Annotated in this window: 18 protein-coding genes; 7 read left to right on the top strand and 11 right to left on the bottom strand. The window is 66.0% G+C overall.

Going from position 1 to position 19,189, the window contains the following annotated elements; all coding sequences use genetic code 11:
• Positions 1-51: 51 nt before the first annotated feature.
• The gene (locus JN280_RS07430) at positions 52-945 is read right to left on the bottom strand and encodes a dihydrodipicolinate synthase family protein (protein ID WP_202311130.1); all 894 of its coding nucleotides are present in this window, start codon (positions 943-945) and stop codon (positions 52-54) included.
• A 118-nt stretch (positions 946-1,063) separates the two neighbouring features.
• On the opposite strand from JN280_RS07430, the gene JN280_RS07435 reads away from it, so the two are divergent.
• The gene (locus tag JN280_RS07435; protein WP_244743074.1) at positions 1,064-1,723 is read left to right on the top strand and encodes a GntR family transcriptional regulator; all 660 of its coding nucleotides are present in this window, start codon (positions 1,064-1,066) and stop codon (positions 1,721-1,723) included.
• A 61-nt stretch (positions 1,724-1,784) separates the two neighbouring features.
• Here the strand turns inward: JN280_RS07435 and JN280_RS07440 are convergent, their stop codons facing one another.
• The 3 genes from JN280_RS07440 to JN280_RS07450 all read right to left on the bottom strand — a co-directional run bounded on the left by JN280_RS07440 (position 1,785) and on the right by JN280_RS07450 (position 4,602).
• The gene (locus tag JN280_RS07440) at positions 1,785-2,090 is read right to left on the bottom strand and encodes a hypothetical protein (protein ID WP_202311131.1); all 306 of its coding nucleotides are present in this window, start codon (positions 2,088-2,090) and stop codon (positions 1,785-1,787) included.
• A 220-nt stretch (positions 2,091-2,310) separates the two neighbouring features.
• The gene (locus tag JN280_RS07445; RefSeq protein WP_202311132.1) at positions 2,311-2,610 is read right to left on the bottom strand and encodes a hypothetical protein; all 300 of its coding nucleotides are present in this window, start codon (positions 2,608-2,610) and stop codon (positions 2,311-2,313) included.
• A gap of 495 nt (positions 2,611-3,105) precedes the next feature.
• Positions 3,106-4,602, bottom strand: a complete 1,497-nt coding sequence (locus JN280_RS07450; RefSeq protein WP_202311133.1) for a CoA-acylating methylmalonate-semialdehyde dehydrogenase — start codon at positions 4,600-4,602, stop codon at positions 3,106-3,108.
• A 220-nt stretch (positions 4,603-4,822) separates the two neighbouring features.
• Between JN280_RS07450 and JN280_RS07455 the strand changes: the two genes are divergently transcribed.
• From JN280_RS07455 to JN280_RS07465, 3 genes are read left to right on the top strand one after another with little or no spacing between them, the layout of a single operon-like run.
• The gene (locus JN280_RS07455; RefSeq protein WP_202311134.1) at positions 4,823-5,704 is read left to right on the top strand and encodes a LysR family transcriptional regulator; all 882 of its coding nucleotides are present in this window, start codon (positions 4,823-4,825) and stop codon (positions 5,702-5,704) included.
• Positions 5,701-6,327 (top strand): transcriptional regulator, encoded by a 627-nt coding sequence (locus JN280_RS07460; protein ID WP_202311136.1) that lies wholly within the window; start codon positions 5,701-5,703, stop codon positions 6,325-6,327. The genes JN280_RS07455 and JN280_RS07460 overlap by 4 nt, the downstream gene beginning before the upstream one ends.
• Positions 6,328-6,355: 28 nt before the next feature.
• Entirely contained in the window at positions 6,356-6,745 is a 390-nt protein-coding gene (locus JN280_RS07465) for a VOC family protein (protein WP_202311138.1), read from the top strand.
• Positions 6,746-7,060: 315 nt separating this feature from the next.
• Here JN280_RS07465 and JN280_RS07470 read toward each other — a convergent pair whose 3' ends face one another.
• From JN280_RS07470 to JN280_RS07490, 5 genes are all read right to left on the bottom strand, one after another.
• A complete protein-coding gene (locus JN280_RS07470) occupies positions 7,061-8,503 on the bottom strand; it encodes an amidase (protein WP_202311141.1) in 1,443 nt (480 codons plus the stop codon).
• Between the two features lie 224 nt (positions 8,504-8,727).
• The gene (locus JN280_RS07475) at positions 8,728-9,816 is read right to left on the bottom strand and encodes a Gfo/Idh/MocA family protein (protein WP_202311142.1); all 1,089 of its coding nucleotides are present in this window, start codon (positions 9,814-9,816) and stop codon (positions 8,728-8,730) included.
• Between the two features lie 151 nt (positions 9,817-9,967).
• The gene (locus JN280_RS07480) at positions 9,968-11,140 is read right to left on the bottom strand and encodes an ABC transporter substrate-binding protein (RefSeq protein ID WP_202311143.1); all 1,173 of its coding nucleotides are present in this window, start codon (positions 11,138-11,140) and stop codon (positions 9,968-9,970) included.
• Between the two features lie 89 nt (positions 11,141-11,229).
• Complete coding sequence (locus JN280_RS07485) at positions 11,230-12,075, bottom strand: ABC transporter permease (RefSeq protein WP_202311144.1); 846 nt, start codon at positions 12,073-12,075, stop codon at positions 11,230-11,232.
• Between the two features lie 13 nt (positions 12,076-12,088).
• The gene (locus JN280_RS07490) at positions 12,089-12,910 is read right to left on the bottom strand and encodes an ABC transporter ATP-binding protein (RefSeq protein WP_202311145.1); all 822 of its coding nucleotides are present in this window, start codon (positions 12,908-12,910) and stop codon (positions 12,089-12,091) included.
• 310 nt (positions 12,911-13,220) lie between these two features.
• Here JN280_RS07490 and JN280_RS07495 point away from each other — a divergent pair, with 310 nt between their 5' ends.
• On the top strand, positions 13,221-14,159 hold the full coding sequence (locus tag JN280_RS07495) for a MurR/RpiR family transcriptional regulator (RefSeq protein WP_202311146.1): 939 nt from the start codon (positions 13,221-13,223) through the stop codon (positions 14,157-14,159).
• A gap of 116 nt (positions 14,160-14,275) precedes the next feature.
• Entirely contained in the window at positions 14,276-16,042 is a 1,767-nt protein-coding gene (locus JN280_RS07500) for a flavin-containing monooxygenase (RefSeq protein WP_202311147.1), read from the top strand.
• A gap of 456 nt (positions 16,043-16,498) precedes the next feature.
• Here the strand turns inward: JN280_RS07500 and JN280_RS07505 are convergent, their stop codons facing one another.
• Both JN280_RS07505 and JN280_RS07510 read right to left on the bottom strand, forming a co-directional pair.
• Positions 16,499-17,737 carry an amidohydrolase/deacetylase family metallohydrolase gene (locus JN280_RS07505; RefSeq protein ID WP_202311148.1) on the bottom strand — a complete coding sequence of 413 codons (1,239 nt, stop codon included), beginning with the start codon at positions 17,735-17,737 and terminating at the stop codon, positions 16,499-16,501.
• A 46-nt stretch (positions 17,738-17,783) separates the two neighbouring features.
• Positions 17,784-18,155, bottom strand: coding sequence for a RidA family protein (locus JN280_RS07510; protein ID WP_202311150.1), 372 nt, complete (start codon positions 18,153-18,155; stop codon positions 17,784-17,786).
• Between the two features lie 277 nt (positions 18,156-18,432).
• On the opposite strand from JN280_RS07510, the gene JN280_RS07515 reads away from it, so the two are divergent.
• The gene (locus JN280_RS07515; protein WP_202311151.1) at positions 18,433-19,188 is read left to right on the top strand and encodes an SDR family oxidoreductase; all 756 of its coding nucleotides are present in this window, start codon (positions 18,433-18,435) and stop codon (positions 19,186-19,188) included.
• Position 19,189: the final 1 nt, after the last annotated feature.

A 19,189-nucleotide genomic window follows, 5' to 3' on the forward strand; every position in this document is an offset into this window, starting at 1 on the left:
ACGCAGGCCGGGTGAGGGGGCATGAGAGGCGCTCCGTCGATTGCTGACCGGTCAGAAGCGCGGCAGTTCCGGACGAACGGCGAGCGCGTCCTTGATGACCTTCTCCACCTTGGCCCGGCGCTCGCCCGCCAACGGCTGGCGCGGCATGCGCACGCGGTCGTTGGAGCCCAGCGCGTGCACTTCCGCCAGCTTGATGTTCTGGACGAGATAGGTCGAGACGTCGAGGTCGAGCAGCGGCCGGAACCAGCGATAGATCGAAAGCGCCTCCTCGCGGCGTCCCTGCTTCATGAGCTTGTAGATCGCGACCGTCTCGCGCGGGAAGGCGGTGACCAGGCCGGCGACCCAGCCGATGGCGCCGACCGACAGGGCCTCGAAGGCAAGGTTGTCGACGCCGGTGAACAGGTCGTAGCGGTCGCCAAGGCGGTTGATGATCTCGGTCGAGCGGCGGATGTCGTCGGACGATTCCTTCACGGCGACGAAGCGCTTGTCGGCGGCGAGCTCCTCCATGAGGTCGACGGTGACGTCGACGCGATAGGCGAGCCGGTTGGAGTAGATCATGACGGGCAGGTCGCCGGCTTCGGCGACGGCGCGGAGCGTGGCCACCGTCTCCTGCTCGTTGGTGTGGTAGATCGGGCTCGGCACGACCATGAGGCCGTCGGCCCCGGCCTTGGCCGCCCGCCTGGCGAGCGCGGCTGCATCGCGCGTTGCGGCTTCGTTGACGGTGACCAGAACGGGCTTGCCGGCGGCGACCCTGCGCGCGGTTGCAAAAACCTCGAGCTTCTCGTCATGCGAGAGCATCGGCCCTTCGCCGAGCGAGCCGCAGACGATGATGCCGTCGCAGCCCGCATCCATCATCAGGCCGAAGCAGCGCTCCATCTCGGCATGGTCGAGCTGGTCGTCCATGGTGAACTTGGTCGTGACTGCGGGGAATACACCGGCCCACATGATTGCTCTCCTTCTGATATATTGCTGATATATCTCATTGCACAGACTGTTGTCAAGCGTCGGCGTCGGCTGGTATAGGGCCTGATATATCAATCGAGTGTCGCGTGGACTAAGCAGCTTGGCCGACGAAATTCCAACGAGCGCCTTCGAGCCTGTGGCGGCGAAAGCCTATCGCGCGCTGGAGCGCATGATCGTCACGCTTGAGCTGGCACCTGGCAGTGTCGCGACCGAGGGAGCGCTCATCGAGCGCATCGGGCTCGGCCGGACGCCGGTGCGCGAGGCGCTTCAGCGGCTCGCCTGGGAGGGGCTGGTCGACATCCGTCCGCGCGCCGGACTTGCCATCGCGCCGCTCCATGCGAGCGATTGGCTGCGTGTGATCGATGCCCGCCGCGGGCTCGAGATCGTGCTCGCCCGTTCCGCTGCCCGCTTCGTGCGGCGCGAGGCGGCGGGTGATTTCCAGCGCGCCGCGCTCGCCATGCACAATGCCGTCGTCGCGGGTGACGTTATCGCCTTTCTGGAGGCCGACAAGGCGCTCGACGAGGTGATGGCGCGCGCGGCCGACAATCCCTTCGCGGCGCGCATGGCCGCGCCGCTCCAGACCCATAGCCGCAGGTTCTGGTTCCGCTACAAGGCCGAGACCGGTCTTGCGGAATCCGCCGAGCTGCATGTCGCGCTGATCCGGGCCATCGTGGAGGGCGACGAGAACTCCGCCGCCCTCAAGGCGGAGCATCTGATGGCGCTGCTGCGCCTCCACGCGGAGGTCGCGGCCGGGCGGTGAGGCCAGAGCGGCCGGACGCGCGAACGGGTATCCGCATTCGGGTCCGATCCCCTAGCGATGATCAGGCATCGTCCCCCGGGGCCGGGAGTGTGGTCTGCCATCCCTGGCCGATCGCCAGGATACAGGCCCTGCCTGACACGTCGGTCATGACGACCGTCCAACTGCCGTCGGGCGCGGTGTAGAGTTCGACAACCACGGTGTCGCTGACGATACCGTACCCGAACTGCCGCTGGTGAAGCCTCGCGGAAAGGCTGTCGACCAGGGCTGTACGATCGAGGCAGATCACTTGCGCATGAGCGGCGGAAGGAGATACGACGGCCACCGCCACTGCGAAGCCGATCCATCTTGTCAATGAAAAACGTGCCATAAGGCACCTCCTTTGCCATCACGCTCCGGCAAAGCGAGGCACTATCCGGCGTCCTCACCCCACCGAAACGATCCAGGCCGGTGTCGACGTCTTCATTCCCGTCGCTCCTTCCATTTCCGGTCTGACAATCGGGAACAATGTTCCCTTTATGTTCCTATATATGGTGTTGCGCCCGGCAAACCGCAAGAGCCGCGTGAACCGGGCGCCGATGGACGCTCGCTCAGCCATCGGGAAGCCGAGCGACAACAGCGGCGTTGTCCCATCCTTCGCCCGCCGAAACGACGCAACTGTTTCCGTCCGTGTCGGACGCGATGATGGTCCACGTGCCCGCCTCCGAAACGAAGACCTCGACGACGGTCTTGGCGTCGACGACGCCGATCGCCTGCGGCTTCTCGCGGTATTGTTCGGCGAGGCTCCTGGCGAGCGCGTCACGCGGGCCGCAGGTCGGAGGCTGGGCGAAGGCCGCTCCCGACGACAGTACCGCGGCGGCGGTCATGAAAATCAAGGGTGCGCGTGTCATATCGACATCTCCCTGCGGCGCTGCGTTGCTGGCTGTCGGCCGATGCCGACAAACGCTAATCCGGTCCGCTCGGCGCATGTTCCATCACGAAAGATTTAGCTGGAACACATCGGCTCTACGGCACGAACGGAAACGGCCCAGGCGAAGGCCCAGGCCGTTGAGGAAATCAACCAGATCGAAATTCAGTTCATCGTCGGAATGACGAACTCCGTCGTCCTTGATGCCCCCGCCGCGCGCCCGCAGCCGCCTTGCGGCGAGGACGCGCAACCGAGGAAGCGTCGGGTGTTAGTTCATCGTCGGAATGACGAACTCCGCCCCGTCCTTGATGCCCCCGCTGCGCGCCCGCAGCCGCCTTGCGGCGAGGACACGCAACCGAGGAAGCGTCGGGCGTTAGTTCATCGTCGGAATGACGAACTCCGCCCCGTCCTTGATGCCCCCGCCGCGCGCCCGCAGCCGCCTTGCGGCGAGGACACGCAACCGAGGAAGCGTCGGGCGTTAGTTCATCGTCGGAATGACGAACTCCGCCCCGTCCTTGATGCCCGACGGCCAGCGCGAGGTGACCGTCTTGGTCTTGGTGTAGAAGCGGAAGGCATCCGAGCCATGCTGGTTGAGGTCGCCGAAGCCCGAACCCTTCCAGCCGCCGAAGGTGTAGTAGGCGATCGGCACCGGGATCGGCACGTTGACGCCGACCATGCCGACCTGGACGCGGCTGGCGAAGTCACGCGCGGCATCGCCGTCGCGGGTGAAGATGGCGACGCCGTTGCCATATTCGTGCTCGTTGGCGAGCTTGATGGCGTTTTCGTAGGTCGGGGCGCGCACGACCGAGAGCACTGGGCCGAAAATCTCTTCCTTGTAGATGCGCATGTCAGGCGTCACTTCGTCGAACAGGCAGCCGCCCATATAGAAGCCGTTCTCGTAGCCCTGCATGGTGAAGCCGCGTCCGTCGACGACGAGTTTGGCGCCTTCCTTGACGCCGAGATCGACGTAACCCTTCACGCGCTCCAGCGCCTGCCGGGTTACCAGCGGTCCGAAGTCGGCCGAGGAATCGGTCGACGGTCCGACCTTCAGGCTCTCGACGCGAGGAACGAGCCGCTCGACGAGCCGGTCCGCCGTCTCCTTGCCGACGGGGACGGCCACCGAGATCGCCATGCAGCGCTCACCGGCCGAGCCGTAGCCGGCGCCGATGAGGGCGTCGACGGTCTGGTCCATGTCGGCGTCGGGCATGATGATCATGTGGTTCTTGGCGCCGCCGAAGCACTGCACGCGCTTTCCGGCGGCACAGCCGCGGCTGTAGATGTAGTGCGCGATCGGGGTCGAGCCGACGAAGCCTACGGCCTTGATGTCGGGATCGTCGAGGATGGCGTCGACCACTTCCTTGTCGCCGTTGACGACATTGAGCACGCCAGCCGGAAGGCCGGCCTCGAGGAACAGCTCGGCGATCCTCAGCGGCACGCCGGGATCGCGCTCCGACGGCTTAAGGATGAAGGCGTTGCCGCAGGCGATCGCCGGAGCGATCTTCCACAGCGGGATCATCGCCGGGAAGTTGAAGGGGGTGATGCCGGCCACGACGCCGAGCGGCTGGCGCATGGAGTAGACGTCGATGCCAGGGCCGGCGCCGTCGGTGAACTCGCCCTTCATCATATGCGGTGCGCCGATGCAGACTTCGACGACCTCGAGGCCGCGCTGGATGTCGCCCTTGGCGTCGGCGATTGTCTTGCCGTGCTCGCGGGCCAGCAACTCGGCGAGCTCGTCATATTCGCGATTGACCAGTTCCAGGAACTTCATGAGCACGCGTACCCGGCGCTGCGGATTGGTCGCCGCCCAGGCCGGCTGTGCCGCCTTGGCATTCTCGACCGCCGCCCTGAGCTCCGCTGCGGAAGCGAGCGCGACCGTGCCGCGCACCGAGCCGTCCATCGGCTGCATGACGTCTTGGCTGCGGCCGCTGGTGCCGGCGACGCGCTTGCCGCCGATGAAATGACCGTATTCGACCATCGTTTCTCTCCCTGATTGGCTGACTTGCCCGGTTCGAGGCTGGCTTCATTGTCTGCCTTCGCGCGACGCTTGGCAACGCGAGGGGAATCGCATCCGTTGTGCGGAAAATATAGGACCGGAAGACTCTGTGCATCATTTGTCGCAAATGGTAGCTTGCGGTGCTCCTGGTTTGCGCGGGGCTCGGCGAACCAGTTCCGAGGATGGACGGGAGGCTTCCAACATGAATTGGGATGACGTCCGCGTCTTCCTTGCCGTTGCCCGTTCCGGACAGATACTCGGCGCGTCGCGTCGCCTCGAACTCAACCATGCCACGGTCTCGAGGCGCATCGCGGCGCTGGAACAGGCGCTGAAGGCGAAGCTGTTCCGCCGCCTCACAACCGGCAGCGAGCTCACGCCGGCGGGCGAGAGATTCCTTTCGGTGGCCGAGCGCATGGAAGCCGACATGATCGCGGCGCGGGCCGAGATTACCGGTGAAGGCGACGATATTTCGGGGACGGTGCGGATCGGCGCGCCCGACGGCTTCGGCGTGACCTTCCTGGCGCCGAGGCTCGGCGCGCTGACCGCCCAGCATCGCGACCTGACCATCCAGCTCGTGCCGGTGCCGCGCTCCTTCTCGTTGTCGCGGCGCGAGGCCGACATCGCGATCACCGTCGAGCGGCCGCTCGAAGGCCGGCTGGTCGCGGCCAAGCTGGTCGACTATTCGCTCCGCCTCTACGCCTCCCGCGGTTACGCCGCGGCGCACGGCCTGCCGCGCGACGCGGCCGAACTCGGCCAGCATCGTCTCGTCGGCTATGTGCCCGACCTCGTCATCAGCCCGTCGCTCGACTATGCCGCCGAATTCAGCCCGTCCTGGAATGCCGGGTTCGGCATCTCGTCTGCCCTCGGCCAGGTGGAGGCGGTGCGCTCGGGCGCGGGCATCGGCATCCTGCACGCCTTCATCGCCCGCATGCATGACGAGCTGGTGCCGGTGTCGGCGATACCGCCCATACGCCGGGCCTACTGGCTGGTCTATCACGAGAGCGTGCGACCGATGCGCCGCGTCCAGCTTGTCGCGGCCTTTATCGGCAAGGCGGTGGAGCGCGAAAGGGCGCTGTTCATATGACGGCCTCGCTGCAATCGCTGCGCCGGCCCTATGCCGAACTGCTGCGCCAGGCGAAGCGCAGCACGCGAAGGGCCGACGAGGCCGAGGACCTGCTGCAGACAATCCTGCTCGCGGCCTTGGAAGCGGGGCGCACGGACCTCTCCGACATCGGGAACCGGCGCTGGCTCGAAGGGGCCCTGCGCAAGCGCGCCGCCTTCGATGCCCGTTCGGCGATCAGGCGCCGGCGACGTGAAACGCTTTGCGCGCCGGCAGCAACTGTCGAGCCGGCCGAGCGGGACGTCCTGCCGACACGCTTCGTGACGCAGCTTCCTGCGGCACTGCGTACCACCGCGCTGCTCGCGCTGACCGGCCACAACAGGCAGGAGATCGCTTGGCTCCAGAACCTCTCGGACCCGGCCCTGCGGCAACGCATCGCCGACATCAAGCGGCGCTGGCGCGCCGCCGGCGGTCATCGCTTCGAGGAGATCCCCGGCCTCGCCGGGGCGCTGGCTTTCGGCCGAATCCGGCGATCCCTGCTCAAGCTGGTGCGCCGCGAAGGGGCCTTCCTCGCCAGCCATGATCCCGACGGGCATATTTTTGTCATCGGCCGCTCACGAAATCCGATCCGACGGCAACAGGAGTAATGTTCAACCGCCAACAAGGAGTAGGCACATGTTCGGCAAGAGCCGCATCGGCACCATCTGCTACTATGTCTCCGACATCGACAGGACCGAAGCCTTCTATCGCGACGTGCTCGGCCTGGAGGTCCAGCGCATGGAGGATGACGGCGAAGGCAATAGCTGGCTGATCGCCAGGACCGCCAACGACGTCGACCTGATCTTCTTCAAGATGGAATCGCGGCCCGGCAATTCGCCGATCGTGGTCTTCGACCTGCCCGACGGCGGCATCGACGATGTCGTCGCAGGCCTTGCCGCCAAGGGTGCCACCATCGTCACCCCGGTGAGCCACGCTCCCGGGGGATGGTCGTCCGAGATCGCCGATCCCGATGGCCATACCATCTCGATGTATCAGACGGTCGAGGCTCCGCGCTCGCTGAAGTAGTCTGGACGCCGCATGAACTTCGCAGGCTGGCGCCTGATGCCGGCCTCTTCCGGGGTGCGTCCCGCCCTCGCCGGGTATGCGCTTTCCCGGCGACGCCTTGCGGGCTCGCACCTCAGGATGAGGACCCGTGGTGCCATATCCTCGTCCGACCTCGGTGCTTCCCGGTTGTGCGGCCCCGGCGCCACAGGGCCTCACCCTGGGGTGCAGGCCCGCTGGGAACTGACTGTTGGCGGACCTACCTTCGCGGGCGAGCCTCGAAGGGACGCATCCGAGATGATGCCGGCATCACTGGCGGCGCCAACCTGCGATCGTCTCCTACGCGCTCACCGGCGGGCGGCGGTCTTTCCACGGCATCTGCTGCTCGAGCTGCACGGATGCCGCCAGCACTGTCGCTTCGTCGCCGTAGCGGCCGACCATCTGCACGCCGACCGGGATGCCGTCCGCCGTCCAGTGCAGCGGCAGCGATATGGCGGGCTGGCCAGAGATGTTGAAGGGGAAGGCGAAGACGGAGTCTGTCCATTTCGCATTGTAGCGGTCGAGATCGGTTTCCGACATGTCGTAGTAGCCGACCGGGCGCGGCAGCTGCGTGAGCGTCGGCGTGACGAACAGATCGTATGGCGCGAGGTCGCCGGCGATGGCGCGGCTCAACTGACGGATCTGCTCGACATCGGCGATGTGGGCGATGCCGCCGGTTGCGCGGCCGCGCTCGATGATCGCCCAGGTCACCGGCTCGACGTCGTTCTTCGTGACCGGCCGCCCGACGAACTGCTCGGACGCGGCGAACATCGCTGCGGTCTGGACACAGGTCATGTCGGTATAGGTCTTCCAGGCCGCATTGGTATCGAGCGCCATGTCGTGCTCCTCGACCTCATGGCCGAGCGCCTCGAGCGCCTTCGCCGCGGCGAGCACGGCGGCCTTGGGCTCGGTGCCGACCGGCGTGCCGTTGGGCGGGGTGACCGTGTAGCCGATGCGCAGCTTCTTCGGCGCCTTGGCCGAGAGGGAAATCCAGCTCTCACCAGGTGTCGGCGGTGTGTAGGGGTCGCCCGGCAGGGCGCCCGCCAATGCATCGAGATAGGCGGCGGTGTCGCGCACTGTGCGCGAGCAGCACAGGAAATAGGCGCCGCCGTACCAGAAGTCGCCGAAAGGGGCGAGCGTGACCCGTCCGCGCGAGGGCTTCAGCCCGACGACGCCGCAGCACGATGCCGGGATGCGGATGGACCCCGCACCGTCGCTCGCCTCACCGATCGGCACCATCCGCGCGGCGACCGCCGCCGCCGTGCCGCCGCTCGACCCGCCGGCAGTGATGTCGGCCTTCCAGGGGTTGCGTGTCGCCCCATAGAGCTTCGGCTCGGTGGAGATCGACCAGCCGTTCTCCGGCGCGTTCGATTTGCCGACCAGATTGAGGCCGGCCGCCTTCATGCGCCGCACGGCCTCGGTGTCGAAGGTCGCGACGAAGTCCTTGAAATAGACCGAGGCGTTGGTGTTGGGCGCGCCTGTCCAGGACGACGCCAGTTCCTTCAGCAGGAAGGGCACTCCGGCCAGAGGAGCGTCGCGGTCGATCGTGGCGGCCGCGGCGCGCCCCATGTCGTAGAGGCGGTGGATGACCGCGTTGAGGCTGGGGTTCAGCCGGTCGATCAGTGTGGCGGCGGCCTCGACGAGTTCGGCCGGCGAAACCTCCTTGCGCCTCACGAGGCCGGCAAGGCCGAGCGCATCGGACTCGGCATAGGTCTTCAGCAAGCTGTCGGTGACGGTGGCCATGGTCTTCTCTCCTCCTGCCGCATTGCTCCGAAAATCGTTCCCGATCTTCGCAGAGCACGATGCGTCGACCCAAAATGTCAGAGCGCTTGTCGCGCGTCCCTATCGATGCGTTCCAGCAGCGGTCGTGCCTGAGGCACGGCCTGACGCTTCCTCCCGCCTTGCCGTTCGTGAACGGAACTGATCACACCCGGCCGCAACCGCGCTGATGCAGCCGGGGGCTTGTGTCAGGCCAGATCGATGGCGCGCCGCTCTTCGATGCTTTGCTCGGCGGCGAGCACGATGCGCAGGCTGTTCACCGCGGCATCCATCGATTCCGACAGATCGAGGTCCTCGCGGATGGCGCGCAGGAAGAATTGCTGCTCGCGATCGCACAGCTCCTGGTGGCCGGGCTCGTCCTCCATGCTGAAGATCTCGTCCGGCTTGGCGAAGTTCTTGTCCGCATCGACCTTGGCGTGGTGGATCTTGATGGCATCGGTCTTGGTGTGGCGGTCGATGTCGGCCGAGTCGGACACTTCGTCCGCGTCCTTGGCAGCACTTTCCGACTGGCCGGCGACGATCGAGACCGCGCCCTCGGGGCCGACCACATCCTTCACGAAATAGGCGATCTCGCTCATCATCGGGCCCCATCCGGCCTCGTACCAGCCGACCGATCCGTCGTCGAAGGTGACGTGCAGATGGCCGTAATTCTGCTTGGCTGCCTCGGGCCAGAGCTTCGCGCCGATGCCGTGCACCCGCACGGGCCTGGCCCCCGTCAGCTGGCACATGACGTCGACATAGTGGACGCCGCAATCGACGATGGGGATCAGCGAATCGATCAGGTTCTTGTGCCAGTGCCAGGCCGGGCCGCTGCTCTGCTGGTTGAGGTTGAGGCGCATCACCAGCGGCTTGCCAAGCGTCTTGCCCATTTCGATGAACTTTATCCAGGACGGGTGGACGCGCAGGATATAGCCGAGCACCAGTTTGCAGTTCCTGGCGCGCGCAGCCGCGACCACCTTCTCGGCATCCTCGATGTTGGTGGCGAGCGGCTTTTCCATGAAGACATGGCAGCCGGCGTCGATCGCCTTCAGCGCATATTCGGCATGGGTGTTGGGCCAGCTGTTGATGGAGACGGCGTCGGGTCTGGCCTCCTTCAAGGCCTCGTCGAAATCCTCATAGAGCGGATAGCCGGAAAGCTCCGCCGGGATCTTCTTGCTCTTGATGGAGCGGCTCATCAAGCCGACGATCTCGAACCCGTCGAGCCGGTGATAGGCGCTGGCGTGCGAGGCCCCCATATTGCCGAGGCCGACCACGAGGACTTTTACCTTGTCGGACAATCTTTCCTCCTGATTGCTGCAATCGCAGTCACGACAACGTCAGGCCGGCCCAACGTCGCCTCTTTCATGTGGCGGATGCGCGCGGCGCCGGTCGCTGCGGCTATCGGCCGGGCGGACGGCAAGGGCCGTCCGCCCGAGATGCATTCCTGCCTCAGACGGCGTCGTCGAACATATGCGCCTTGATGTTCTCGACATCGAGCGCGGTGAAGCCTTCCGAGAGCTGGTAGCCGTCGGCGTCGGCCTTCACCTTGGCCTTGTCGAAGTCGTTGGCCGGCGCGATCAGATCGTTGGTGCAGACATCCTCGGCCTTCACCGGGTTGGTGATCTGGCCGATTTTGTGGATCTCGTCGAAGAAGCCCTGCCAGCTCGCCATGTCGTGCCAGCCCCAACCGCTGCGCTTGTCCATGTCGCCGCGGAAGACGTTGATCTGCTGCAGTATGGACGTGGTGCCGAGCTGCGGTCCGAGATTCTTGGCGAGCGTGGGGAACTGCTCGAACACGGCTTCGACCGCGGCGCGCGGGTTCTGATAGCCGAATTCGAGGCCCATGGCCCAGCCGCGCAGATATTTCTCGAGAAAGGCCTTGCGGTCCGGATCTTCGAGGTCGGCGGTCCGCACGACGAAGGTGTTGGCCGGCAGCCTCGATTTCTGCACGCCGAGCCAGTAGTCGAATTTGAGGCCGGTCGCGATCCATTCGGCGCGCAGCCCCTCCCAGGACAAAGCGGCATCGCCCTGGCCGCCGGCAAGCGCGGTGCCCCAGGTCGGCCAGCCGGCCTCGACATATTTCACCTTCTTGATATCGACGCCCTGGGAGGCGAGCAGCGGATCTGTGATCGATTGCCAGGCGGCGGAGCCGAGCAGCACCGTCTTGCCCTCCAGCGCCTTCAGGTCGCTCGAGCCCTCACCCTTGCGGAAGGCGAAGCTGAAGGTGTCGCGTGCGCCCATGTGGAACACCGACGTCAGCTTCATGCCGTTCTGGATGGCGAAGGAGAACACGCCGGGCGACGGGAAGCCCATGTCGGCCTGGCCGACATCGACGAATTTCACCGTAGCGGTGCCGTCCGAGGGGCCGGGCTGCATGTCGGTATTGAGGTCGCCGAAATAGCCCATCTTCCTGGCAGCCCAATAGGGATAGTCGTCAAGCACTTCCAGCGTGCCGCGCGGCGAGATCCAGGTGAACTTCTCATAGGTCGCGGCCTGCGCCCGGGAAAGATAACCCGAGGCGCCGAGCGCGGTCGCGGTTACCAGGCCTCCGCCGGTGACCTGCAGGAAATAGCGGCGGTTCATTCCGGCTGTCAGGCCGGCCTTGATGGAGCTTTCGTTCATGGCATTCCCCTTCTTGTTGACGGATGTCGCGCCCCGGCGTGCAATTCACTCCGCTCTCGCGCCAGCCTCCCGGAGGCGCATCCTGCTGGTCACGCCTCCCAGCTCGCCCACTTCTTCCCGATGAGGAAGAAAAGCACATAGATCAGGATGCCGAGGATCGAGAGGATCAGCACCACGGCGAAGAACTGCGGCATCTGGATCATCGACGAATAGGTGGTGAGCCGGTTGCCGAGGCCGAAGCCGCCGCCGACCATCTCCGCGCCCACCGCCGTCAGCAGCCCGAAGATCGCGCCGATCATCAGGCCGACGAGGATCATCGGCAGCGCCATCGGGGCCCTGATCTTCCAGAAGATCTGCAGCGTGCTGGCGCCATAGGAGCGGGCGAGCGCGATCTTGGCGCTGTCGACCCGGCGGAAACCGGTGGCGGCGTTGATCATCACCATCGGCCCCGCGGCGAGCGCGACGGCGATGATGCGCGGCGTGTAGCCGAAGCCGAAGCGCAGGATGAGCAGCGGCACAAGCGCCAGCATCGGCGTCGTCACCAGCAGCAAAATATAAGGCGCGACGATCTTCTCCACGAAGGGGAACTGCGTCACGACCGCCGCCAGCACCAGCCCGACCAGCGCGCCGATCGCGAAACCCGACAGGAGCTCGACCAGCGTGTGGCCGAGATGGGGAAGGATCAGCGGAAACTCGGTGACCAGGGCCTGGGCGATCAAGCTCGGCGGCGGCATGATATATTGCGGCACTTCGAGGAAGCGCAGCGCGAATTCGAGACCGCCGATCACCACCACCGCGACGGCCAGGATCGCGGCGATCTCGCGACCCGAGTTGACACCCGGTCCGCTGGAGAAGGCGGAAAGATTGGTGAGGCTGACATCCTGGCCGTCGCCCGCCTTGGCCTTGTGGAACTCCGGTATCGCGTCGCTGCTCATCGCCTGGAATTCCTCAATTCACCGTCTCGGCATTGCCACGCTGGCGCGCCCCGGCGGGGCTCGTGCGCCCGCCGACGATGTCCATCTTGATCGCGTTTGTGAGGTCGAAGACCTCCTTGGTCGCCATGATCTCCATCGAGCGCGGCCTTGGGAAAGGCACCTTGTATTCCTTGGCCACGCGTCCCGGCCGTGGCGAAAGCACCACGACCCGGTCGGAGAGGAAGATCGCCTCCTCGATGCTGTGTGTGATGAAGACGATCGTTGTTGGCCGGTCGAGCCAGATCTCTTCCACCAGCCGGTTCATCTCGTCGCGGGTGAAGCTATCCAGCGCTCCGAACGGCTCGTCCATCAAGAGGACGGAAGGCTTGAGCGACAAAGCGCGCACGATCGCGGCGCGCTGCTGCATGCCGCCGGAGAGCTCGCGCGGGAACCTGCCGCCGAAGCCGTCGAGGCCGACCCGTTCGAGGAGATGGGCGATCCAGTCGCGATCGGGCCGGGTGCCCTTGATCTCGAAGGGGAAATTGATGTTGGCGTCGAGGTTGCGCCACGGCAGGAGGTTGGCCTCCTGGAAGACGATACCGATGTCCGGATGCGGGCCGTCGATGCGCTTGCCGTCGAGCGCGATCTCTCCGGCGCTCAGCCCGTGCAGGCCGGACATCGACCAGAGCAGCGTGGTCTTGCCGCAACCGGAGGGGCCGACGATCGACACGATCTCGTTGGCCCGGACATCCAGGCTGCAGCCCTCCAGCGCCGTCAGATCGCCGGAGGCCGTGTGGTAGACCTTGGTCGCCGCACGGACGGCAAGCTTGGAGACTGTTCCATCGCCCGCGTTCATACTCCCCCCTGGAGATTGCGCGATAATCCAGCGGATCGCCCTTCCACCAAAGTCAGTCTGTAACTATCCTACTTTTCTGTCAAGGAGAGACCGGCCAGCCAGGTCGAGCTATCGCACGATGTACCCATCAATCACTTGAAAAATATGTCTTTTTCGATTCTTGAAAATCATGTAGCTTTCCTACATAGTTTGGCCGGCTCATATCTTGAGCGCCGTATTCCCCGGCGTACCGGCAGGCGGGGACGCGGAGGTCCGGACAATGCTAAGGGAATGCGGTGGATCGACCGACGGCAAAGGATGAAGCTTCTTCATGAGCGAGGCTGACGAGGGACGGCGCAGCGCCGAGGACTATGAGACGCCGGGTCATGGCGGGCGCATCCCCGACATCATCTCGCTGGTGAAGGATTCCTATGCGGACCTGCGGCCGGCCGAGCGCCGCGTGGCCGATGTCGTTCTTGACGACGTGAAATTCGCGGTCGACGCCTCCAATGCCGCACTCGCCGAAAAGGCCGGCGTCAGCGAGCCGACCGTCACACGCTTCTGCCGCGCTATCGGATGCGACGGGGTGCGCGACTTCAAGCTCAAGCTCGCGCAGAGTCTCGTCGTCGGGCAGCTCTATCTGAGCAAGCCGCCCACGCCGAGCCCCGACAACGGCATGCCGTTCTGGGGCGCCGTCTTCGGCGAAGCGCGCAGGGCGCTCGACGAGGCGGAGCGGCAGCTCGATCCGGCCGAGCTCGCCGAGGCCGCGGAGCTTATTGCCAAGGCGCGCCAGGTCACCGTGTTCGGCCTCGGCGGATCCTCCTCGGCGCTGGCGCAGGAGACCCAGTACCGGCTGTTCCGCTACGGCGTCACCGTCAGCGCCCACAGCGACCCCTATCTCATGCGCATGACGGCATCGACGCTGAAGCCGAACGACCTGGTCATCGCGATCTCGGCGACGGGGCGCACACGCGAGGTGATCGAGGCGGTCGAACTCGCCAGGCACTATCGCGCCAATGCCATCTGCGTTACGGCGCCCGACACGGACCTTGCGCGCATCTGCGACGTCAGGCTGACGGTCGCCGTTCCCGAATATCCCGATACGCTCAAGCCGACTGCCTCACGCTTCGCCTTCCTGGCTGTCATCGATCTCATGGCGGTCGCCGCCGGCTACAGGCTCGACGCACCGGCCCGCGAGACGCTGCGCCGGATAAAATACACGATCCAGCTCCACCGCGCGGGCAAGGAGATGGAACCGCTCGGGGACTGATGCCGATGGCCGGCGCGGCATCAGCGGGTCGCTCGGCTTCACGCCTGCGGGCGGTCGAGACCGCTGGAACGAAATCTCTGGCCGCGATGCGGCCGTGCGAATAAAGGGGGGGAGACATGTCCGACACCGCACCGACCAGGCAGGCGAGCGCCTGGCTCGCAGCCTTCGCCGCCGCGCTCGATGCGCGCGACACGGCAGCGGCAGCGGATCTCTTCCTCGACGACTGCTACTGGCGCGACCTGCTCGCCTTCACCTGGAACATTCGAACCATGGAAGGCCGGGCGGCCATCATCGAGATGCTGGAGGCGACGCTGGACGGGACACTGCCCTCCGCCTGGAGCCTTTCCCGCGAGGCGACCGTGGAGAACAGCGGCGTCGAGGCGTGGTTCACCTTCGAGACCGCGGTGGCGCGCGGCGAGGGGATTCTCAGGCTTCGCGACGGCAAATGCCGCACGCTGTTCACAGCGATAAGCGAGTTCAAGGGGCATGAGGAAAAGAAGGGCGCCGGGCGGCCGCTCGGCGTCAGGCACGGAGCCGACCGCGGTCGGGAAACCTGGTCGGAGCGCCGTCGCCGCGAGGAGGCCGCGCTCGGCTCGACCGAGCAGCCCTACTGCCTGATCGTCGGCGGCGGCCAGGGCGGCTTGGCGCTCGGCGCAAGGCTGCGGCAGCTCGGCGTGCCGGCCATCATCTTGGAGAAGAATGCCCGCGCCGGCGATTCCTGGCGCAACCGCTATCGTTCGCTCGTGCTGCACGATCCGGTCTGGTACGACCATCTGCCCTATATGCCCTTTCCCGAGCATTGGCCGGTCTTCACGCCCAAGGACAAGATGGGCGACTGGCTGGAAATGTATGCGCGGGTGATGGAGCTCAATTGCTGGACCTCGTCCACCTGCCTTTCCGCCGCCTATGACGATAGCGAGAAGAGCTGGACCGTCGAGGTCGACCGCGCCGGCGAACGCGTGGTGCTGAAGCCGAAACATCTCGTCTTTGCCACTGGGGCCTATGGACCGCCGAGGATGATCGACCTGCCAGGCGCCGACGTTTTCGAGGGCGAGCTCCTGCATTCCAGCCAGTATGCCGACGGGCGGCGTTTCCGCGGCAAAGCCTGTGCCGTCATCGGCGCGGCGAGCTCGGGCCACGACGTCAGCGTCGACCTCTGGGAGAGCGGCGCCGACGTCACCATGATCCAGCGCTCGCCGACGACCGTGGTGAAGTCGGACACGCTGACGGAGCTGGGCTTCGAGATCTATTCCGAGCAGGCGCTCGCCCGCGGCATCGGCACCGACAAGGCTGATATGATGGTCGCCTCGACGCCCTTCGCCTTGCTTCCTGAAAGCCAGAAAGCGCTCTACGACAGGATCAGGGTTCGCGACGCCGACTTCTACGACCGCCTGCGCCAATCCGGCTTCGCTATCGATTTCGGTGACGACGAGACCGGGCTGATGATGAAGGCTTACCGGACGGGATCTGGCTACTATATCGATGTCGGCGCTTCGGAACTGATCATCGCCGGCGAGATTACGGTGCGCAGCGGCGTGGCCGTCGAGCGGCTGACGCCGAAGGGTATCCAGTTCGACGACGGCTCCGAACTCGCGGCCGACGTGATCGTCTCTTGCACGGGCTACCAGTCGATGCACGAGACGGTGGCGGCGATCGTTTCGCGCGAGGTGGCCGACAAGGTCGGGCCGTGCTGGGGCCTCGGCTCGGGCGTGCGCAACGATCCCGGCCCGTGGCTGGGCGAACTGCGCAACATGTGGAAGCCGACGGCGCAGGAGGGGCTCTGGTTCCACGGCGGCAATCTCGCGCTGTCGCGCTTCTATTCGAAATTCGTCGCCCTCCAGCTCAAGGCGCGCATGGAGGGGATTGCTACTCCGGTTTATTGATCGGGGGGCATGAGCGTGGTGCGTCCTTCGAGGCTCGCCCTCGCAGGGGCTGCGTCTCTTGAGGCGACGTGTTGCGGGCTCGCGCCTCAGGATGAGGAAAGTTGGCGCTACCTAAACACGGTGCTTGGGCTCGAAGAGCTGGGTCCTAGACACTGGGATGACGGAGACGCGGGGGATGACGGAGACGCGGGGGATGACGGAGACGCGGGGGATGACGGAGACGCGGGGGATGACGGAGACCCGGGCGATTACTCTCCTCCGGGGACTCCGGTGCAGCGAGCCTCATGCCGGCCCTTCCGAAGGCTGCATCAAGACATCTTCGAGCCTATGCACCGTTCATAGGTAGCGCCGACCTTCCTCATCCTGAGGTGCGAGCCCGCAATATGTCACCACGAAAGGCGCATCCTTTGAGAGGGCGAGCCTCGAAGGACGCACCCCGCCAAGATGCCGGCCCGGTCACCTCTGCCCGCCGCAACCAAAATGATCGCACACCACGTCGATATGCGTGCTGCGGGCCAGCGGCTGGTAACGTTCCGTCTCGGAAGCGTCGCCGGCCGTTTCGTTCGGCCACCAGACGCCGCCGGCGACGATGCCGTCGGACGTCAGCCTCTCCTTGGCCACCAGCTTGGCGCCGCCCGAATCGACGAAGCTGAAGCGGCCCGGCTGCAGCCGCAGCACCGCGACGTCGGCAGGCGCGCCGACCGCGAGCCGGCCGAGTTCCGGCCGGGCGATCACTTCGGCCGGGCGCTGGGTCGCGGCGCGGATGATATCCGTGAAGGGCATGCCGAGCGCCAGCAGCTTCGACATGCACACGAGAATGTCGAAGGCCGGGCCGTCGACGCAGTAGAGATGGACGTCGCTGCTGATGACATCGGGGGCCAGTCCGTCGCGCAGCATCGCCCGCGCCACCTCGAAATCGAACGAACCCATGCCGTGGCCGATGTCGAAGACGACGCCGCGCTCGCGCGCGAGGCGCATGTCGGGGCGCACGGCGCCCGATGCGAAGACCGGCGCATTGGGGAACGGGCGGAAGCAATGGGTGAGGATGTCGCCCCGGCGCAGCCGGGGCAGCACTTCCGAGCGTCCGGGAGGCGGTTCGTCGATATGGGCCATCAGCGGCAGTCCCACCCTGTCGGCCGCCTCGAGCGCGAGGTCGACCGGGGCGATGCCGCTGGTACCGCCGGCGATGCGGCCGGAGCGGACCTTGACGCCGACGACCACGTCCTCATGGGCGCGCACCGCCGCCACCACCTCGCGCGGATCGCACAGCCTCAGGTCGCCGCATTCGCCGACCATGACCGTGCGCGAGAAACCGAAGATGCCGGCGAAGGAGATGTTCATATAGGCCAGAATGCGGACCTTCGACCGTTCCATGACATGGCGGCGGAAGCCGAGGAAGTTGCCGGCGCCCGCGCTGCCTGCGTCGATGAATGTGGTCGTTCCGCTCCTGGCGGCCAGCCGGTCGGCGTCGACGCCGAGCGAGGTGCCGCCCCAATAGACGTGGCTGTGAAGGTCGATGAGCCCCGGCGTCACGACGGCGCCGGAGGCGTCGATCACGCGCGCCGCGCGGTCTGGCGGGATATCGGCATCGATGGCGGCGACGCAGGTGCCGGATATCGCGACGTCGCGCAAGGCGTCGAGGCCGGAAGCGGGGTCGACGACACGCCCGCCCTTCAGGAGGAGTTCATACTGCATGGCCCGGTTTCCTCCCTCATAATGTCGGCGGCAGCTGCGCCGCGTTTCAGGCCCGGAGCGGCTTGTACGCGACCGCCTCGATCTCGATCCTGATGTCGATCATAAGGGGCGCCTCGACGGTCGTGCGCGCCGGCGGGTTGTCTGGAAAGTATCTGGCATAGACGGCGTTGAAGGCGCCGAAGTCGCGCGCGTCCTCCAGGATGACGGTGGTCTTCACGATGTCGTCCATCGTGCAGCCGGCGAGCGACAGCGTGGCCGCGACATTGTCGAGCACCTGTTCGGTCTGCTCGATGATGCCGCCTTTCACCACGACCCCGTTGCCATCGACAGGAACCTGGCCGGAGACATAGACGAAATCGCCTGCCCTCACCGCCGGCGACAGCGGCACGTGGGAGGTTCCGAAACACTGCCTGGGCACGGTCTGCCTCCTCTCGAACACTCGATCCTGTGTCGTGGGGCGTATCGCCGGAAACCGCCGAGGCCGGCATCGTCTTCGACGCCGATCCCCACGGTCCCCTCTCTTGGCTGGAGCCCCTTGCGCCTTTCCCTTGCCGGCAATCTATGTCAGTTCGAGGCGCCCGTCATGGTGCATTGTTGGAAAGCAACAAATTTTTGATCGCCATGTTGCTTTATTACACGGCCACCAGCATCCTGTATCGGCGGCGATCCGGCGGCGCAGCAGGGGAGGAACGGGCATGATCGATTTCGGCGGGCATAGCGTGATCGTCACCGGTGCCGGCGGCGGAGTGGGAAGCGCGCTCGTCAAGGTGCTGGCAGATTGCGGAGCGCGTGTGGTGGCCTGTGATCGGAAAGGCGTGGACCTCTCGGCCGACGGCATCGCCGAGGCCAGCCACTTCGACCTTCTCGACGACGCCGCCGTCGCCGATTTCGCCGCGCGGACCCTCAGCGCGGGCGTGCCCGCCGCCGTGATTTCCAATGCCGGCTGGACGCGCGCCGAGACGCTGGCCGCCGTGACGCCGGAGGCGCTCGATCGCGAGGTCGACCTGAATTTCCGAAGCGCGGCGCTCCTGTCGCAGGCCTTCCTGCCCGCCATGCGCAACCAGCCGTCGGGCGCTGCCTTCGTCTTCGTGACGTCGGTCAATGCGATGTTCCATTGCGGCAACCCCGCCTATTCCGCGGCGAAGGCCGCGTTGACCGCCTGGATGCGGGCGATCGCGACTGAGGAAGGACGCAACGGCATCAGGGCCAATGCCGTGGTTCCCGGCTCGATCCGGACCGGCGCCTGGGACCATCGCATCGCCCGGAAGCCGGAGATCCTCGGCGTCGTCAGCGGTCTCTATCCGCTCGGCCGGCTGGTGGAGCCGGCGGAGGTCGCGAGGGCGGCGGCGTTCCTCGCTTCGCCTGCGGCAAGCGGGATCACCGGCGCTGCGCTTACCGTCGATGCCGGGCTGACGGCAGGCAATCTTCCGTTCCTGGAGCAGATTTCCTGAA

The organism is Mesorhizobium sp. L-8-10 (genome assembly GCF_016756635.1).
Classification (GTDB): Bacteria; Pseudomonadota; Alphaproteobacteria; order Rhizobiales; family Rhizobiaceae.

Bases quoted from the DNA above. Each gene is read 5' to 3' on its own strand.
- JN280_RS07430 (WP_202311130.1), bottom strand. From the start codon at position 945: ATGTGGGCCGGTGTATTCCCCGCAGTCACGACCAAGTTCACCATGGAC.
- JN280_RS07440 (WP_202311131.1), bottom strand. From the start codon at position 2,090: ATGGCACGTTTTTCATTGACAAGATGGATCGGCTTCGCAGTGGCGGTG.
- JN280_RS07445 (WP_202311132.1), bottom strand. From the start codon at position 2,610: ATGACACGCGCACCCTTGATTTTCATGACCGCCGCCGCGGTACTGTCG.
- JN280_RS07450 (WP_202311133.1), bottom strand. From the start codon at position 4,602: ATGGTCGAATACGGTCATTTCATCGGCGGCAAGCGCGTCGCCGGCACC.
- JN280_RS07455 (WP_202311134.1), top strand. From the start codon at position 4,823: ATGAATTGGGATGACGTCCGCGTCTTCCTTGCCGTTGCCCGTTCCGGA.
- JN280_RS07460 (WP_202311136.1), top strand. From the start codon at position 5,701: ATGACGGCCTCGCTGCAATCGCTGCGCCGGCCCTATGCCGAACTGCTG.
- JN280_RS07465 (WP_202311138.1), top strand. From the start codon at position 6,356: ATGTTCGGCAAGAGCCGCATCGGCACCATCTGCTACTATGTCTCCGAC.
- JN280_RS07470 (WP_202311141.1), bottom strand. From the start codon at position 8,503: ATGGCCACCGTCACCGACAGCTTGCTGAAGACCTATGCCGAGTCCGAT.
- JN280_RS07480 (WP_202311143.1), bottom strand. From the start codon at position 11,140: ATGAACGAAAGCTCCATCAAGGCCGGCCTGACAGCCGGAATGAACCGC.
- JN280_RS07485 (WP_202311144.1), bottom strand. From the start codon at position 12,075: ATGAGCAGCGACGCGATACCGGAGTTCCACAAGGCCAAGGCGGGCGAC.
- JN280_RS07490 (WP_202311145.1), bottom strand. From the start codon at position 12,910: ATGAACGCGGGCGATGGAACAGTCTCCAAGCTTGCCGTCCGTGCGGCG.
- JN280_RS07495 (WP_202311146.1), top strand. From the start codon at position 13,221: ATGAGCGAGGCTGACGAGGGACGGCGCAGCGCCGAGGACTATGAGACG.
- JN280_RS07500 (WP_202311147.1), top strand. From the start codon at position 14,276: ATGTCCGACACCGCACCGACCAGGCAGGCGAGCGCCTGGCTCGCAGCC.
- JN280_RS07505 (WP_202311148.1), bottom strand. From the start codon at position 17,737: ATGCAGTATGAACTCCTCCTGAAGGGCGGGCGTGTCGTCGACCCCGCT.
- JN280_RS07515 (WP_202311151.1), top strand. From the start codon at position 18,433: ATGATCGATTTCGGCGGGCATAGCGTGATCGTCACCGGTGCCGGCGGC.